Here is a 17,302-nt window from a genome sequence, read left to right on the forward strand (position 1 = left end):
GGACGTTCTCCAGATCGACGAGCAAAGTGGACGCCTGTGCCCATGCTCAAGCGGTGCCGCGGCACCGCGGATAGTCCGAGCACCCCCAGAATTCTTGGCCTGCGTTGGCTCCCTTTCTGGCCGTACGTCGCACCATGGGCTGCGTGCACCTGGGGCAGCTCGGGGCGGCTGTCTTCGCCGCTTGGGGCGCTGCGTTGCTGGCCTGCTCCGTCGCCCTGATGTCGGCGGCGGGCTTGGCCGAAGAGCCGCCTCGGGCCTGCTTCAACAACCGGTGCAACTGCGGGCCGTCGAGCAGGCGAAGGTTGCGACCACTGGCGAACGCTTCGGCCTCCGGCGTAAATCGACCGGAAGTGACAACGAATCCACCGGCGGCCCCTTTGGCCGCCATGACGCCATAGAGCTCGCGCACCACGGGCACGCCGACCTTGAGGGCCCGCCATTGCTTGCATTGCACCAGGTACTTCTCTCCGTTCTTGCGAAGGGTGAGATCGATGCCGTCGTCCGGACCCGGCTCGAAGTTCTCCGCGACCTGGTAGCCCTGCAGGCGGAAACCCTCGCCCACCAGCATCTCGAACTCCCGCCAGCTCATGTCGTCAAGGATGTCGGGAGCGTCTGAGCGGGTGACGTTGTCCATCAACGAACGCCTCGCGTGACGGCGCCAAGCAGAGATGGCTGCGCCGGCGAGGCAGAGGATCGGCACGATGTACTGCCCGCCAGTCGCCAGGCCGCGCCCCACGGCTCCGACCATCGCATTGCCCACCTCACCGGGGCCAAGGGCACTGGGAAGGGGCGCTATCGCGATGCGGTGGAGCAGCAGGTACCCGGCAAGAGCCAGGATGACCCCCACATACCAAGGCAACAAGGCAATCAGGTCGACCACGTCTTCGGCGGGGCTGGTTCTTTTGCGGCGGGCCATCGATGAATTCCTCCTTCTGGCGGATTTTGCCCAAAAGCAGCCGACTTTGATACAGTCCGTTACGCTCGTCACGATGGGATTTCGGCCGGCCACGTGCGTGCGACACGGATCGACACACTGGCCTTTTTTTTAACGCACCCCCCGGTCCGCGCCGAAGCCCAAACTGAGGCGCCGCGCCGATGAATCGCACCATGGGGTGGAAGCAAACGCCGTGATGCTCACGACCGATACCGGTTATGACCATGATTGAATTGCTGAATCGTCGCAGCTGGCGATTTACTACTCCGTTCTTTGAATGACCTCCACCAATGCGCCTGTCCCCAAGACGTCCATGAGCGAGCATTTGCTCATGGCTGCGTATTGGATCGTTGCCATCGTCATCCTCGCCGCACTCGTCGTCCTGTTGGTGTACTTCCATGCTTTTGGCGGGCAAAAAATGTCCCGCGATCCCGGCGATTGGGGAGCGTTTGGAGACTACGTCGGCGGGCTTATCAACCCCCTCGTCGGAATCGCCACAGTCACGTTGATCTTCCTGACGCTCATGCTGCAGCGGAAGGAACTGCAGGCCTCGCTTGAAGAAATACGCAGTGCCCATCGAAGTGCGGTGCTCCAGGGATTCGAGCAGTCGCTGTTCTCATGGCTAGCCAACTATCACTCCCTTCTCTCGGCCACGAAAAGCAAACTCKGCGGCGAGGGACGTCAAGCCTTGACAACCATGTACGAGCAGCGCTTCTCGAGCGTGGTTGCGATGCAGAGGCATCAACGTGCCGAAGGCCTTGGGGCCCTCGATGAAGAGGAAGCGAAGATCTATCTTGGGGAAATACGCAGGGCGTCCGCAACCGGGGACGCCGAAGAAAAGGGCAACCTCTCCAACGTTTTCATGATCGCGCTCTGGGGCTACAAAGAAGTCATCCGTATGCATCGATCGGAGTTGGATGCCGTCTTTCGCACCCTGTACCGTCTGCTGCGGTGGATCGACACCTCTGAACTCGACGATGTTCAAAAGTGGCACTACGTCGCGCTTGTGCGCGCGCAACTTTCCTGGATCGAGTTGGTTTTTATTCTCTACAACTGCCTCACACCGGAAGGCGAGAAGTTTGCTGATCTGGTCAATGACTATGCGCTCTTCGACAATCTGGAGGGGGCACCCGATGAACTGATTGATGCCATCGCCCATGAGTTCACTGTGTCGCCCCCGTCTTCGTTCACGGCGAACCTGCCACCAGAACCATGGCCGTTCAACGAAGCTGCATTCTCATCCGAGGTCGCCAAAGCCAAACGCAAGCTGCCACCGTCGGCATAGCCAGCCCTCATAGCCGCACAAGGACTCTGCCCTTGGAATTCCAGCGTCGAACTCCCCTTGCCGTTTCGCGGCTCCGGAGCGTTGCCGTCGATCGACAGCTCGAAGACCGCCGTCAATGTTCGGCATGCCGAACATGACGGAGGTAGACGGAACGATCCCGCCCTCGTAGCCGCACGAGCACTTTTCCCTCGAAGTTTCGACGTCGTCCTGCGACCGCCGCTCCAGGCTACCGAACCCGAAAATTCATTCCGCTCGCGGAGCAACTCCACGCGGCCGTTGCATAAGTTTCCTCACGGCGCCATCAAGCAGAAGACCTCCGCTGTTGCGACCGTTCGAGACTTTCTCGGTGTTCGGCATGCCGAACACCGAGAAATGGAGCCGGACAGAGAGGTGAATTCGGCACATAGCGAATTCGGGGAGACCATCGAACGGACATCCGCGTCGCCCCGCTGCGCGGCAGTGCCGCCAGGAACAGGCCTACTCTCGCAGCGTAAACACCACTGAAAGGTATGAGACCGGCTGGGTCTGAATGGCCTCGATCCCATGCAGTGCGGTCGCATCGAACAGCAGCGAGTCCCCTGCCCTCACCTCCGCAGTCCTGCCGCCATAGCGGTAGCGGACCTCCCCGGACAGGAAGTACAGGAACTTGAGACCCGGATGCTGGAAGGTCACATAGGGATCGGCCCCGGGCAGCAGCGTGACCAGGTAGGGCTCCACGAACAGGTTGCCCGACAGCAGATGGCCCAGCAGCTCGTAGCGGTAGTCCGCCACCGCGCCGATGCGATCGACCAGGACACCATGTCCTGCGCGCACATGGCAGAAGTCCGTTCGCCGCGCCTGATCACTGAAGAAGCGCGAGGTCGGCACATGCAGGCCCTGCGCGAGGCGCTCCAGGGTCTCCACCGAAGGCGAGACCAGCCCGCGCTCGATGCGAGAAAGCATCGAGGCAGAAATCCCCGAAGTCTTGGCCAGCGCGCCGCCAGACACATCGGCCGCCATGCGCAGCGCCCTCACCTGCGCGCCAATGCGCGCCGCGGACAAACTGCGCACGACGGGCACTGGCTGCCTCGGCCGAACGCGTGTGACCGACGCCGGCAGTTTCGGCAAATGCGCAGTGGGAAATGGCGACGGCACCCAAATGTTTCGCATGACCACAGACCTCTTGTAGAGCCATCAGGCCTTTCGATTGTGACTCAAACGCGGCTGACGTAAAAGCAGCTTTCTCGAAGACTTCCCCTGTGACTAGTCCCAGGAATTCTTCGAAGCAACCCCAAGCCTCGGCGAGGGAGGTGCTTGCTTTGAATTTGATCCGCCAGCGCGGAGCAAAGGGGTGGTCCCAGGAGGCTTTGGCGTTCGAAGCAGGACTGCATCGGACGTTCGTCGCCCACGTTGAGCGTCAGGCTCGCAACATTTCACTCGACAATCTCGAGCGCCTCGCATTGGCACTGAATCTCAGGCCATATCAGCTTCTCGAGGAATAGTCGCCGCCGGATCAACGATCCGAAGCGTCTCGCGCCCTTCTGCGCCCCCATACAGACCTCTCTTGAGTGCGCCGGCCGTTCTATTTGGACTGGTGCCGCGCCTGCGAACAGCACCTGAGGTGCGCTATAGCGACTTTGACTGGAGCCGGAGCCTAGCTACCGCTGATTCGGAAGTCCTCGTCTCAAAAGCGAGACATACCGACGTGCATTGAAGCGGCAGGTTGTTGTTCAAGGCCACGCCAAGACCGGAGGCCATGTTGAGGCCGCCCGGCCCCATCTCGCCCAGCGCCACCGCGATCCGCCCCGGCGCGGCATGGGTTGCGGCCGCCATCATGGCCCCGCGCCCTCGTTGCCGCACCTCGACGAAGCGCAATTGCACCTGCTGCGCGACGGCGTGCAGCAGCGGCCCCAGCTTGCCGCCAACAATGCCGAAGACTTCGCGCACCTGCGCCGCGGGAAGCAAGCGCACCGCGCCTGCGCGCCGTTGATCTGCAGGGCCATGCGTCAGTCCTCCGCCGTGAAGTTGGCCGCCTTGGCGGTTAGCCGGCGTGTCGATGGAAGCGGCCCGCAGCGGCAAGGGCAGTCACCATGTCAGCGGCCGCTGCAGGTAGGCCATCAATACATCGATGGCTACCGGAAATCCCGGCTCACCGTCGCCCCCGCCAACCGCCCCAGCAGCGGCGTCAGATCTTCCAGCCGCGTCGCGACCAGGTTCTTCACCGCCCCCTCGCGCTGCCACCTGCCGTGAACGGCCATGAGCCGAGCGCCCAGCAGTTCCTCGCGCTGCACGTCCCTGAGGCTCTTCCAGACGATCACCTGCACCACGCCCGTCTCGTCTTCCAGCGTCACGAAGATCGTGCCCTTCGCGGTCTCCGGCTGCTGGCGCAACGTCACGATGCCGCAGTGGCTCACCTGCTCGCCGTTTTCGACCCCGTCGAGATCCCGCGCCGTCATGAGCCCGCGCCGCGCGAGGCGCTCGCGCAGCAACGCGAGCGGATGCCGGCGCAAGGTCAAACCCGTCGAGGCATAGTCGAACACGATCTCCTCGCCCTCGGGCGCCGCGTCGAGTTCCAGAAAATCCTCATCCACCGGCACCTCGCGCAGCAACCCAGGCGCTGCGCGCAGCCCCGACGCTTCCCAGACCTGCTGCCGCCGGTGACCCGACAGGCTCGCGAGCGCATCGGCCGCAGCCAGCAACTTCATCTCGTGCAGTTCCAGCCTCGCGCGCAGCGCCAGGTCCTCCGTGCTGTCGAACACCTGCTGCGCGCGGGCCTCGACGATGCGCCCGGCCGAGGCCGACGCGAGCCCGCCGATCATGCGCAGCCCGAGCCGCACGGCCGGTTCGTGCGCCAGGTCTTCCAGGGTGCAGTCCACGTCGCTGTACATCACGTCGACCGGCCGCACCTCGACGCCGTGCCGCCGCGCATCCTGCACCAGCTGCGACGGCGAATAGAACCCGAGCGGCTGCGCGTTCAGCATGGCCGCCAGGAACTCCGCCGGATGGTGGCACTTGATCCAGCAGCTCGCGTAGACCAGCAGCGCGAACGACGCGGCATGGCTTTCCGGGAAGCCGTACTCGCTGAACCCCTTGATCTGCTCGAAGATGGCCTTCGCGAAGCTCTCCTCGTAGCCGCGCGCGGTCATGCCGTCCACGATCTTCGCGTAGTAGTGCTCCAGCCCGCCCTTGCGCTTCCACGCCGCCATCGCCCGCCGCAAGCCGTCGGCCTCGCCCGGCGTGAAGCCCGCCGCCAGGATGGAGATCTGCATCACCTGCTCCTGGAACACCGGCACGCCCAGGGTCCGGCCCAGTGCTTCCTTCAGTGCCTCGCTCGGGTAGACCACCGGCTCCCGGCCCTGGCGCCGGTTCAGGTACGGGTGCACCATGCCGCCCTGGATCGGCCCCGGCCGCACGATCGCGACCTCGATCACCAGATCGTAGAAGCAGCGCGGCTTCAGCCGCGGCAGCATGCTCATCTGCGCACGGCTCTCGATCTGGAACACGCCGATGGTGTCGGCCTTGCAGATCATGTCGTAGGTGGTGCCGTCCTCGGCCGGGATGTCCTGCATGCCGAACACGCAGCCCTTGCGCAGGCCGATGAAGTCCAGCGCCTTGCGGATCGCGGTCAGCATGCCGAGCGCGAGACAGTCCACCTTTAGCAATCCGAGCGCATCGAGGTCGTCCTTGTCCCATTCGATCACCGTGCGGTCGGGCATCGAGGCGTTCTCGATCGGCACCATGCGGCACAGCGGCCCCTTCGTGAGCACGAAGCCGCCCGTGTGCTGGCTCAGGTGCCGCGGAAAGCCGATCAGCTGCTCGGTCAGGTGCAGCAGCTGCTGCACCTGCAGTGAATCCGCAGACAGGCCGAGCTCCTGCAGCCGCTCCGGCCGCACCGCCCCCCCGTCCCACCACTGGTGCCCCTTGGCGAGGGCGTCCACCGTCTCCAGCGACATCCCCAGCGCCTTGCCGACGTCCCGGATCGCGCTCTTCGGCCGGTAGCTGATCACGACCCCGGTGATCGCGGCGCGGTCGCGCCCGTACTTCGCATAGAGGTACTGCAGCACCTCCTCGCGCCGCTCGTGCTCGAAGTCGATGTCGATGTCCGGCGGCTCGTTGCGCTCCTTGGAGATGAAGCGCTCGAACAGGACGCTCATGCGGCCCGGGTCGACCTCGGTGACGCCCGTGCAGTAGCAGACCACGCTGTTCGCGGCGCTGCCGCGCCCCTGGCAGAGGATGTGGCGCGAGCGCGCGAACATCACGATGTCGGCGACCGTGAGGAAGTAGTGCTCGTACTTCAGCTCGGCGATGAGCGCGAGCTCGTGCGCGATCTGCGCCTGGACCTTGGCGGGGATGCCATCGGGCCAGCGGCGCCCGGCCCCCTCGTAGGTGAGGCGGCGCAGATAGCCGGCCGGCGTCTCGCCCGCGGGCACCACCTCGTCGGGGTACTGGTAGCGAAGCTCGTCGAGACTGAAGCTGCAGCGCGCCGCCACCTTGAGCGTTTCCGCCAGCAGTTCGGGCGCATAGGTCTGCGCGAGCCGCAGCCGGGTGCGCAGATGCCGCTCTGCGTTGGGCTGCAGTTCGAGGCCGCAGTCGGTCAGCGGCTTGCCCAGGCGTGTCGCGGTCATCACGTCCTGCAGCGGCTTGCGCGAGCGCACATGGAAATGCACATCGCCCGCGGCCACCAGCGGAATCTCGGTGGCCGCGCTGATCTCGCCGAGGCGGTGCAGCCACATCTCGTCGTCGAGCAGGCGCAGCTTCTCCACGGCGAACCAGCAGCGCCCGAGGAACTCGCGCAGCAGCCAGGTCCCGAGCCAGCCCAGCTGCGCCGGCGTGGCCATGCGCCTGGGCGAAGCCAGCACCACGCAACCGGCGAGTTCGGCGCCGCGGATCTGCGCGAGCGTCAGCTTGTAGGTCCCCTTCTCGGCGCTGCGCCGCAGCTTGGTGATGAACGCCGAGAGGTTGCCGTAGCCCTCCAGATCGCAGGCCAGCACGGTGAGCGTGAACGGCGCGGCCTCCGGGTCGAACTCTGCGTCGGGCTCGACGAGGAACTGGCTACCGATCAGCAGCTTCAGGCCATGGTCCTTCGCCGCCACATGCGCGCGCACGACACCGGCCAGGCTGCATTCGTCGGTGAGGGCCAGTGCCGTGTAGCCCAGCTGCTTCGCGCGCTCGACAAGCTCCTCCGGCTGGCTCGCGCCGCGCAGGAAGCTGAAATTGCTCACGCACCGCAGCTCGGCGTAATCGGGCAGGTCCACGGGAGGCCTCTCAGGCGAAGGTGCCGTGCAGGAACCACGCCGTCTCGTCCTGGGCCAGGCGCATCTGGAAGATCCACAGCACGCCGGCGTGCTCGCTCACGGCCACCCAGTAGTCGCGGCTCGCCTGGCGCGTGGTCTCCTGTCCGCCCTCACCTTCTTCACCTTCCTGCGTCGTGCGGTCCCACCATCCGCCCTCGACGCGATGGGGACCCGCGAGCAACTGCAGCACGCCCTGGTAGATCGGACGGTTGGCCTGGGTCGCGAGGCGCAAGGGCTTGGGCAGGATGAAGGTCGGCTGCGGCACGTCGACCGTGCGGCACCGCGCCCGTGGCGCCGGTTCGGGCGCCGGACGCCAGCGGCACATCCACTCCAGCCGGTGGTCTTCGAGGATGACCGGACGCAGCACGCGGTCGGGCCCGAACCGCGCTGCGATGCGCTCGAGCACCAGCGCCAGGCTCTCGCCCGACTGCCGGGCCTCGGGCAGCATCGAGAGGCTCTTCTCCTCCAGCGACTGCACTTCGGTCGCCAGCAGCTCCAGGTCGCCCACGGGCGCCAGCAGCTCAACTTTGCCCAGGTGCTCGGCCAGCAGCCGCATCAGGTGTTCGGTGTCGCGCGTGGCCTGCGCGGTACGCACGGTGAGCTCGCCGCCGTCACCGGCGGTCCTGGCGCGCATCGCGTCATGGCACCAGCGCAAGGTGAACGCGGTCACGCCGGATCGCCGGGCCATGAGCCAGCCGGCCATCTGCAGCATCAGGCGGCGGGCACCGAACATCATGGCGGGCGCGTGCTCGACCCGCGCCATCAGCTCGAGCCTGGCGCGGAAGGTCTCCGGCAGCTGCGCCCAGGGATAGGTCTCCGGGCGCAGCCCGTAGGCCTGGTCGAGGGTGGCGAGCAGCTGGGCATCGAAGCGGCGGCTCAGGCCGCCGCGCGGCAGGGCCCGCACCTGGCCCAAGGTCCGGCAGCCGAGACGGGCGAGCGTCGCCTGGTGGGCGGCGACCTGCGTCAGGGTTTCGATCGGCAGCGCGTCGAGGAGCTGAACAAGCGGCTTGGCGAAGCCGTTCGACAGGCCGGCCCGGGCCACCGCGAGCGCGGCCAGGCTGGTCGGCGCCCAGCTCAGCTGCCGCACGCCGAGGTCGGGGCATTCCTCGCGCACGCGCTCGACCAGCCGGCGCTTGCCGCCGAACAGGCGCACGCTCTGTTCGAGTTCCATGACAACCGCTGGGCACGGCAGAAGCGCTTCGAGGACCGCGACGCGGGGCGTGAATTGCAGGCACCACGTCGCGAGGGCATCGAGCGCCTCAGTGCGCGGCTGCGGGTCGGCCGGCAGGCTGTCGGGAAGAAGGGCTGCCCACAGCATGGGAAAGCTCCCGGGATTGGCGCGCCGCGATCAGGCGGCTCGGGTGGCGAAGGCGCGGCGTGAGGATGGCCTCCAGGCCACCGGGCACCGAGGAGAGCGTCAGTTCCCCCTCGTGCGGCGGCCCCTTGCGCTTGAGCAGGTGGATGCGCAGCTCCCAGTCGACGCCGAAGCGCGCCTGCAGACGCAGCGGGGCGGCCGACGACTCGTGCTCGGCCGCGGCCGGCCGACACAGGATGACGGGTCCGTCGCAGCCCTGGGCGCAGACCTGCAGCCGACGGATCTGCTCCTGGCGGGCCTGCGGCAGCCAGCTCACGAGCATGCCGGCGGCATTGGCCTTGATGAGCTGCTCGGTCGCCCACAGGCGCTCGACGGGCTTGTCGGCGGCGATCCAGACCAGGTGGCGCTCGTCGAGGCCGAGGTGGCGCAGCCCCGGCAGGTGCGGAGCCTTCGGCGGGCCGATGACGACGATCTGCCGGCCCTGCCCGACCAGCGTGCGCATGGCGGGCGCGAGCAGCCGCCATTCGAGCACCGAGGGCTGGACCTGCAGCACTTCGGTCAGGGACTGGCAGGGCCAGCCGCCGCCCGGCAGTTCGGCATCCAGGCGCTCGAACCCTGTGCTCACGGCCGAAGTGACCGGGGTGCCGAGCGCATCGCCGCGCCAGACGGCCGCTTCGACCGCGTGCGGCAGCACGACGGCCGGGCGCCGCGGCCGCTCCGACGGCGGTGAACTTTCGCGGGCCGACGACGCTTCATCGCCATCGGCCCATGACAGGGGGATGGCCACAAGGACTCCAGATACTGTATGGATAAACAGTATCCATCCGGCACAGCGAGTGAGCAAGAAGGTTTACAAATTTGTCCCGGCCATGCCGCTTTGTGAAATCCACTGCCCCCCACTCCCAAGGAAAATCCCCGCCCGGCGAAGCCGGGACCACCGCCACAATGGGACGCATGTGCTACTCAGCCCAGATCCGCGCCGACTACAAGCGGTTCTTCCGCCAGTTCGGCGGTGTCCTGTCGCTGCGCGCGTTCGCCAAGCTGTACTACGAGCGCCAGGGCAATCCCAGGATCAAGATTCCGAAGGCCGTCGACGCCGCGTTCATGAGCCCGGAGTCCGACGAGGAGCGGGAGATCAAGGGCCTGATCGACGCCTTCAATGCCGAACAGGCCATGGCGCTCGAGCAGGATCTCTTCAAGCAGCGCAAGCGTCTCGCCGACGCCGAACGCAAGCTCCAGGTCAAAGAAACCAAGAAGGCGGCGGAGGATGTGCGGATCGCCACGGCGAAGATCGAGTGGGGTCTGGGCAAGCTGGCGGACCTGAACCGTGTCGAACTCGAACCGCGCGATGCGCGGATCTTTCCGGGCGTGTATGTCCCCGTGATGATCTGGGAGGACGGGCAGCGGGTGGTCAAGCCCATGCGCTACCAGTGCCGGCCCGCCGGCAAGCCCGCGAAGTTCGATGCGCTCTATCCCGGCACCTACAACGCCCGGCGCGACAACCTGGAAGGGTTCTGGAAGGACGTCTTCGGCCGGTCGCACGGCATCATGGTCGTCAATGCCTTCTATGAGCACGTCAAGCGGGATGGCGAGGATGTGGTGCTCGAGTTCAGACCGCGGCCGCAGCAGGACATGCTGGTCGCATGCCTCTGGTCCGCGTGGTCGGCGCCCGGCGAGCCCGACCTGCTCTCGTTCGCCGCCATTTCCGATGAACCTCCGGCAGAGATTGCGGCGGTGGGCCACGACCGCTGCATCATCCCCATCAAACCGGAGAACATCGATGCGTGGCTGCGGCCCGATCGCGCGAACCTGGAGGCCTCGTACGCCGTCCTCGATGACCGCGAGCGGCCGTATTACGAGCACAGGCTGGCAGCATAAGGGCATGCGCAGCCACCGTATGGTTGCTTCAGACTGGTCAGAGCCGTTCGCCGGTCGCCACCTGAAGGTCAGGGGTGGCAGTCACCTGTCATTCGATGCGCGTCGCCCTCAACGACTGCTCTATCTTCGAGATCGGAATTTGCCCGCGGGAGCCTGCGAGCAGGCTGCCAATGACCCGTCATGGCCCGCGCGCCTTGGAACTCCTCCCGACCCGAAGCGGAAATCGACGGCCTTGGGCAGGCTGGCAAAGCGCAGGCGCTCAGCTTTGAAGCTGAACCGGGAACGTAGGTACGCGATGCCCGCACTGGCTTCCGTCGAACAATCACCAAGGCACCGTTGCTCTACACCCCGGACGACAGAGCGGTCGATGCCCCGCGAATCCGGCGTTGCGGCGGGGGCTTGCATGACCCGGGTTCACTTAAGATATCAATGCAAAACACTTGAGGAAACAATATGAGTACTGCAGGCGAGGTCACGCTGAGGAGCCGGCTGCAGTCCATGCTCGAGCTTCAGGACGGCATCAACTGCAGGATTCGCCCCGATTGGCGCGATGCGAGCAACGCCTGGTTCCGGGCGATTTGGACGGAGTGCGCTGAGCTCGTGGACCACATCGGTTGGAAGTGGTGGAAGCATCAATCGCCAGACATTCCCCAGGTCCACTTGGAGCTGGTCGACATCTTCCACTTCGGGTTGAGCGAGCTTCTGCAGCAGCACGGGACGGCGGACGACGCTGCAACGCAGCTCCTCGGTGCCTACGTCGTCTACGGAAAGCGCAGCGGCGCTGGCGTTGACAACTCCGCGGCGCGCATCGCCCTGGTGGAAGCTTTCGCGACGTCCGTCCTGACGACAAGGCGCTTCGACCTGGCTGGGTTTTGCGAGCTCGCCAGTGCCGTCGGCCTGGAAGAGCAAACGCTCTACGAGATGTACGTCGGGAAGAACGTGCTCAACGGGTTCCGGCAGGACCATGGCTACAAGGCGGGCACGTACATAAAGACCTGGGACGGCCGCGAGGACAACGTATGGTTGGTGGAGTTCGCTGCGGGCCTGGACAAGAACCCGGCCACCTTCGCGTCCGAGCTCTACGGCCGGCTGTCGAAAAAGTACGACGAGGTAGCACGTGGCCGTTGAGCTGCCACCAACCGTTGCCGAGAACTGGAAGTTTTTTGTCAGCGCGCAGCTGTGGCCACGGGCGACACGTTTTGACCCCAAAGGCTGGCTCGAGAACTTCGATGCCGCCGACCAAAAGTACGCCGTCCGCTTGCTGGAGGGCTTCACCTACTTCGCGGACGAGCTGGTGGGCGCGCTGTTCCAGGGTGCCTTCCAGAACCTGTCGCAGTTGGTGGTCCAGAACAAGGACAACTACTTCTCGGCCAGCTCGCAGTGGACCCAGTTCCTGGAGTCGGCCATCGTCGTCCGCGCCGAGGGCAACTACAGCAGTGATGCGGACAGCGGCTTTATCTTCACCCGGCTGGCTCGCAACAAGCTTGGAGTGCAGGAGGAACAGCTGCTCTCGCCAGCGAAGGCACTCGACCAGCTGAAGGCAACCCCTCGCGGCAACGTCATCTTTGTCGACGACTTTGTCGGTTCCGGCGAACAGTTCGAGAACACGTGGACAAAGATTCACCAGCTGTCTGACCTGGGAGCGGCGTCGTTCAAGTCGCTCGTAGCCACTATCGGGTCAGGCGCGGTGGGCTTCTATTACTGCCCCTTGATTTGCACCGATGTCGGTCGTGACTACATTGCACGAAAGTGCCCGTTGGTGAAGCTTGTGCCTGCGCACGCCCTTCCGGAGACGTACGGCGCCCTGTCCAGCAGCTCGGTGATTTGGCGGGACGACATGAAGGTCGAAGGCCCCCTCTTTGTCGAGCGCGCGAGCGTAAAGGCCGGCATTCCATTTCGCGATGGACAGGAGGGGTGCTGGATGGGCTACCGAAAACTCGGCTTGGCGCTTGCTTTCGAACATGGGTGGCCAGATGCTGTGCTGCCTATCTTCACGCACCAAGAGAACGGCTGGAAGCCGCTCCTGAAGAAATAACCATGACGAGCCAGAACGGGTCTATCGAAAAGCTGAGCACGGTGCTTGGCCTCTACAAGGCGGAATGGCTTCGCGAGCAGCTATTCGACTTGTTCACCGTACCGGGCTACTTCGATTTGCTGAAGACGAATCGGCCGTGTGTACTCATTGGAGGGCGGGGCACTGGGAAGACTACTGTCCTGCAGGGCCTCTCGTACCAAGGTCAGTTCGCCTTCGCCAAATCTGACAAGAGTGTCATCGACACTTGGCAGTTCTTTGGCCTATACCACCGCGTAAACACCAACCGCGTGACGGCTTTCCGGGGACCGGAGCTGTCTGAGGAAAGGTGGCGTGCCTGCTTTGGCCACTATCTGAATTTGGTGTTCTGCACGCAGCTCCTGGAGTTCGCCTGCTGGTACGAGCTTCAGACGGACCGAGACCTGTCTCTGGACCCGAATGACCTTGCAGCGTTCCGCGCGACCCTCGGCCTCAAGTCTGACGGCCGCTTGGCTGACCTGGCTCAGGAAGTCAGACTTCAGATGTTGGTGTTCGAAGCGTCTATCAATAGCATCGTGGACGCGCCGCCGACCTTTCTGTCGATGCAGGGCGCGCCGGTGGATGCGCTTGCCTCAGCGTTGCTCCGCACGAAGGAGCTGGCCGGCAAGCAGTTCTTCTTCCTCATCGACGAGTTCGAGAACTTTGAGGACTATCAGCAGCGCATCCTCAACACCATCATCAAGCACTCGCAGGGCGCCTACACATTTAAGGTCGGTGTACGAGAGCTCGGATGGCGAGAGCGTTCAACGCTGAATGGAAACGAGCAGCTGACCTCTCCGGCGGACTACGCACGCATTTCCATCGCTGAGATGCTGACGGAATCTCGCTTCAAGTCGTTCGCCGAGGGCGTTCTGTCGGCTCGATACCAAGGGGCGGTTGAGGGTACTGCCGTTGTCGCAGATTTCCCTTCACTGTTCCCCAAGCTGGACGACCTCGATGAGGCCGCGCGCCTGATTGACAAGGGTCAAGAAGCTCGCGTCCGCAAGGCGATTGAAGCGGCGAGCTCGCCAGCGCAGCTCGAAGCTGCAAAGGCACTTCCGATTGGCGTTCAGTACTTCTTGGACTATTGGGCGAGTTCCCATAAGGGGACGACTACGCTCTCCCAGGAGATTAATGCGTGGCTTACGGACAGTTCTTCCAGCAAGGACCGCTTCAACAACCACTTCCATGCATCGCTGTTCGCCATCCGCAACGGCAAGCGGGGCATCCGGAAGTACTACAGCGGCTGGGACGTCTACCTATCGCTCTGCGAAGGCAACATCCGCTATCTTCTTGAGCTGGTGCACTCGGCACTTCTCCTTCATGACGAAGAAGGCGGTGAGCCGCTCTCGCCCATCAGCGCCGAGGTTCAGACCCGAGCTGCGCAGGCGGTCGGGCGAAAGAACCTATCCGAGCTGGAGGGCCTCAGCGTCGACGGCGCACGGTTGACGAAGCTTCTGTTGAGCCTCGGCCGAGTCTTTGGCGTTCTGGCTGAATCGCCTGCTGGACACACGCCGGAGGCGAATCAATTCCACCTTCGCGAAGAGCAGGAGTCCGACAGTGATGGGAAGGCCATGGACCTGCTCAAGCACTCGGTGATGCATTTGGCGTTGGTCAGGTATGCCGGCAGCAAGCCGCTGGATGAGCGGGATACCAAGGCCTACGACTACATGATTCACCCGATCTTTGCGCCCTTCTTTGTCTTTAGCCACCGGAAGAAGCGAAAGATTCTGCTGTCGACGGCGAACCTGCTGAGCTTGGTGGAAAAGCCGAGAGAGGGCATCGAAGCCGTCTTGAAGCTCAACCACAGGGAGTCCGAAGCAGACCTTCCTGACCAGATGCAGCTGTTCGGCGACTTCTATGCGTGAGTTGAAGCGCGAGCCGATTCTGACTGACACCTTCGAGTCGGTCAGTCTCTTTACGCCCGTGCCTGGGAGTGCGTATATCTATCGCGTCAGCAATGAAGACCGCAGCGGTCACACCGGCCAGTGGGGACAGAGTTGCACGGAGGTTCAGCTCATCGAGGTCACTACTGAATCCGTCTCTGGTTTCCAGGTGTCCGGCGTCGAGGAGGAATTCTTCCTGCGGAGCGCCGCATCGCTTTCGAGGCTGCTTGCTCCATTGGGAACAGGCCGAGTCCTGTACGTCGACATCACCGGCCTAAGCCATCCGACCTGGGCTGCGCTCATCCGGGCGGCCATCGCCGCGAGGATGGAGGTGCGTGCTGTCTACGTGGAACCGTATCGGTACAAGCGAAGCGCGGCACCGCTTGAAGGCCAAATCTACGACCTCAGTGCACGCATCGCTGGCATCGCGCCAATGCCCGGCTTCGCAACGATTTCCACGACGGAAGAATCAGTCTTCGTGCCGCTGCTGGGGTTCGAGGGGGCAAGGTTTCGCCATGTCATCGAGCAGGTGCAGCCAAGCCACGAGCGGATAGTGCCGGTGGTGGGCATCCCGGGCTTCAAGCCCTGGTACGTCTTCGAGACTTACATGGGGAACAGGGCCGCGCTGGAGGAGACGAGCGCTTGGCACCACATCGAGTTCGTGCCGGCAAACTGCCCCTTCAGCTGCTTCTACCTTCTGCAGGAATTGGCTCGGCGCCATCCCAACTCCACATTGAAGGTCGCCATGATTGGCACGAAGCCGCACGCACTGGGCGCGGTGATGTTCGCATTGACGTCGCCGAGCCGCATTGAGCTCATCTATGACAACCCGATTCGCAAGGAGGGCCGCACCGACGGCCTGGATAGGCTCTTGGTCTATCACGTTGGCGCCATCACCGCAGGTGCAGGCGGCAGCTCGATGACGACCGGAGCGGGGCGGCGCTGATGGACCGCTTCTACACATCGCCCGAGCTTGCCGACGCGCTGGTGGGCCTCGCTACACCGCGTCGCCGCACGCTCTCGATTGCCGACTTTGCATGTGGCGAGGGAAGCCTCCTGCTCGCGGCCGAGCGTCGCTGGCCGGCGGCTTCGATGATTGCCAACGACGTGTCTGCCGCCTCGGTGGCCAGCCTTCGAAAGAGCCGACCAAATTGGCGGGCTGCTTGTTCGGACTTCCTGAGCCCGCGCTCTGTGCGGTCATCGTCGCTGCGGAACCACCTCGCAGGCGTTGATCTGGTCCTGCTGAACCCTCCGTTCTCGCGCAGGAACCGGCAGACGTTCGAAGTTGCGGTTGGAAATGAGGTGTTTCACGCCAGCATCGCGATGGCGTTTGTCGTCAACAGCATTCCGTTCTTGAGGCCAGATGGAACCATCTTGGCGGTCCTGCCGGACGGATGCCTGGTTAGCAAACATGACGAGCCCGTTTGGCGTGCGCTGCGCGAGCAGTTCAACGTCGAGGTCATCCGCGACAACGCGAGGTCTGCGTTCCAGGGCGTGAGGGCGCGAACCTGCCTGGTTCGGATGACGAAGGTAAACGTCCGCGTCTCGGTCGCCGAGCACGTCGCCGCCCCCTTCGCCCTAACGATTTCGCGAGGCCGCGTCCAGATGCATTCCCGCACGGTGGTTCCGGTCAGGCAGGGCAGGCCGCTGGTGCATACAAACAACCTGCTGAACGGCACGGTGAAGCACTCGGGTGAGCATGTGCAGGGCGGCGTCCTGACAGGGCCTGCGTTGCTGTTCCCTCGGGTTGGGCTCGTCACGCCCGGGAAGCTGTGTGTGCTCGGAGCGGGTCGACGAGTGACGCTGTCGGACTGCGTGCTTGGCGTGGTCTGCGAGTCGGAGGCGGAGGTCGAGACATTGAGGCGAATGGTGCTTGCTTCCTGGCCGATTTTTGCGTCTGCTTATCGGGGAACTGGGGCCCCGTACATCACAGTGGAGCGTGCCTCAGCGGTGCTTGCAGAGATTTGGTTGACGGCGCGTTCTGCACAGGCAGTGCTTCCAAGCGACGTCCTGGTTTAGGTGCAGCTTGCGGTTTGAAACGAGGACTCCCCATAGGCCAAGGACAGGTGGCCATCCCCAGGTTCTGATGCTGCGTAAAGCCGTGAGATGAGCATAAGTGTTTTGCGAAGTCGGACAGCGCAGGCCTTGCCCTCTCATCGGCACGCGGGCATGGACCGGGCCACGCTGCAGTTCCAACGCCTCTGTAGGGCCTGCGCACCGGCAGCAGCAGGACGGTGTGGATGCCCGCTCCACCTACGATAGCGGTAAGCGCGCGGTGATCCCGTCTTGACGACGGTCCTTCGATCAGCGCACTGCGGTTGGCTGCCAGAGATGCGGCAACAACTCTCCGACGCGACTGGCCGGCTGCGTGGGCAGCCGCTCAAGAATGTCGCTGAGGTACGCATGCGGCTCGTGTCCATTGAGCTTGGCCGACTGGATCAGGCTCATGATGGCCGCGGCGCGCTGGCCCGCCCGTAGCGATCCCGCGAACAGCCAATTCGATCGTCCGATAGCGATCGGGCGGATCTGGTTCGTAATAGTCCGACGAAGGCCGTCCTTGCCTGATGTGCAAGCTGCGGGAAGCATCTGACCCGAATCGCAGACCCGCTTGGAGGTGTGCGCTAAGAGGAGATGGTGCACACCATGAAGAGCGAGCAAGACCCAGAGAAGGCGAGCCGGCG

15 protein-coding genes are annotated in these 17,302 nt (G+C 64.3%); 8 read left to right on the forward strand and 7 right to left on the reverse strand.

The annotated features are described in order from the left end of the window. Window positions 1-46: 46 nt before the first annotated feature. Window positions 47-916 carry a restriction endonuclease gene (locus AC1DMS_RS21255; RefSeq protein WP_478181759.1) on the reverse strand — a complete coding sequence of 290 codons (870 nt, stop codon included), beginning with the start codon at window positions 914-916 and terminating at the stop codon, window positions 47-49. Between the two features lie 331 nt (window positions 917-1,247). On the opposite strand from AC1DMS_RS21255, the gene AC1DMS_RS21260 reads away from it, so the two are divergent. Further along, window positions 1,248-2,219, forward strand: a complete 972-nt coding sequence (locus AC1DMS_RS21260) for a putative phage abortive infection protein (protein WP_478181760.1) — start codon at window positions 1,248-1,250, stop codon at window positions 2,217-2,219. 477 nt (window positions 2,220-2,696) lie between these two features. Here the strand turns inward: AC1DMS_RS21260 and AC1DMS_RS21265 are convergent, their stop codons facing one another. Beyond that, on the reverse strand, window positions 2,697-3,269 hold the full coding sequence (locus AC1DMS_RS21265; protein WP_028256447.1) for a helix-turn-helix domain-containing protein: 573 nt from the start codon (window positions 3,267-3,269) through the stop codon (window positions 2,697-2,699). Window positions 3,270-3,508: 239 nt separating this feature from the next. Between AC1DMS_RS21265 and AC1DMS_RS21270 the strand changes: the two genes are divergently transcribed. Continuing rightward, a complete protein-coding gene (locus AC1DMS_RS21270; protein ID WP_150106816.1) occupies window positions 3,509-3,700 on the forward strand; it encodes a helix-turn-helix domain-containing protein in 192 nt (63 codons plus the stop codon). A 124-nt stretch (window positions 3,701-3,824) separates the two neighbouring features. On the opposite strand, the gene AC1DMS_RS21275 is transcribed toward AC1DMS_RS21270, so the two are convergent. From AC1DMS_RS21275 to imuA, 4 genes are all read right to left on the reverse strand, one after another. After that, window positions 3,825-4,163: a thiamine pyrophosphate-binding protein gene (locus AC1DMS_RS21275; RefSeq protein WP_028256448.1), complete on the reverse strand. Its 339-nt coding sequence runs from the start codon at window positions 4,161-4,163 to the stop codon at window positions 3,825-3,827. A 167-nt stretch (window positions 4,164-4,330) separates the two neighbouring features. After that, window positions 4,331-7,453: an error-prone DNA polymerase gene (locus tag AC1DMS_RS21280; protein WP_478181761.1), complete on the reverse strand. Its 3,123-nt coding sequence runs from the start codon at window positions 7,451-7,453 to the stop codon at window positions 4,331-4,333. A 10-nt stretch (window positions 7,454-7,463) separates the two neighbouring features. Further along, on the reverse strand, window positions 7,464-8,810 hold the full coding sequence (locus AC1DMS_RS21285; RefSeq protein WP_062365455.1) for a Y-family DNA polymerase: 1,347 nt from the start codon (window positions 8,808-8,810) through the stop codon (window positions 7,464-7,466). Then, window positions 8,752-9,594 (reverse strand): translesion DNA synthesis-associated protein ImuA, encoded by an 843-nt coding sequence (gene imuA / locus AC1DMS_RS21290; protein WP_478181762.1) that lies wholly within the window; start codon window positions 9,592-9,594, stop codon window positions 8,752-8,754. Before imuA ends, AC1DMS_RS21285 begins: the two co-directional genes overlap by 59 nt. 167 nt (window positions 9,595-9,761) lie before the next feature. On the opposite strand from imuA, the gene AC1DMS_RS21295 reads away from it, so the two are divergent. From AC1DMS_RS21295 to AC1DMS_RS21320, 6 genes are all read left to right on the forward strand, one after another. Beyond that, window positions 9,762-10,685 carry an SOS response-associated peptidase family protein gene (locus AC1DMS_RS21295; RefSeq protein WP_478181763.1) on the forward strand — a complete coding sequence of 308 codons (924 nt, stop codon included), beginning with the start codon at window positions 9,762-9,764 and terminating at the stop codon, window positions 10,683-10,685. A gap of 453 nt (window positions 10,686-11,138) precedes the next feature. After that, window positions 11,139-11,813: a dUTP diphosphatase gene (locus AC1DMS_RS21300; RefSeq protein WP_478181764.1), complete on the forward strand. Its 675-nt coding sequence runs from the start codon at window positions 11,139-11,141 to the stop codon at window positions 11,811-11,813. Next, window positions 11,803-12,720 (forward strand): phosphoribosyltransferase-like protein, encoded by a 918-nt coding sequence (locus tag AC1DMS_RS21305; RefSeq protein WP_478181765.1) that lies wholly within the window; start codon window positions 11,803-11,805, stop codon window positions 12,718-12,720. Before AC1DMS_RS21300 ends, AC1DMS_RS21305 begins: the two co-directional genes overlap by 11 nt. A 2-nt stretch (window positions 12,721-12,722) precedes the next feature. Continuing rightward, a complete protein-coding gene (locus tag AC1DMS_RS21310; RefSeq protein WP_478181766.1) occupies window positions 12,723-14,603 on the forward strand; it encodes an ORC-CDC6 family AAA ATPase in 1,881 nt (626 codons plus the stop codon). Then, complete coding sequence (locus AC1DMS_RS21315) at window positions 14,596-15,567, forward strand: hypothetical protein (protein ID WP_478181767.1); 972 nt, start codon at window positions 14,596-14,598, stop codon at window positions 15,565-15,567. Before AC1DMS_RS21310 ends, AC1DMS_RS21315 begins: the two co-directional genes overlap by 8 nt. Beyond that, window positions 15,567-16,640, forward strand: coding sequence for an N-6 DNA methylase (locus AC1DMS_RS21320; protein WP_478181768.1), 1,074 nt, complete (start codon window positions 15,567-15,569; stop codon window positions 16,638-16,640). The genes AC1DMS_RS21315 and AC1DMS_RS21320 overlap by 1 nt, the downstream gene beginning before the upstream one ends. 285 nt (window positions 16,641-16,925) lie before the next feature. Here the strand turns inward: AC1DMS_RS21320 and AC1DMS_RS21325 are convergent. Next, window positions 16,926-17,302, reverse strand: a 377-nt coding sequence (locus AC1DMS_RS21325; protein ID WP_478181769.1) for a transposase domain-containing protein, incomplete at its 5' end; no start/stop codon positions are given.

The sequence above is a fragment of the Variovorax sp. 05T418 genome (genome assembly GCF_056396385.1).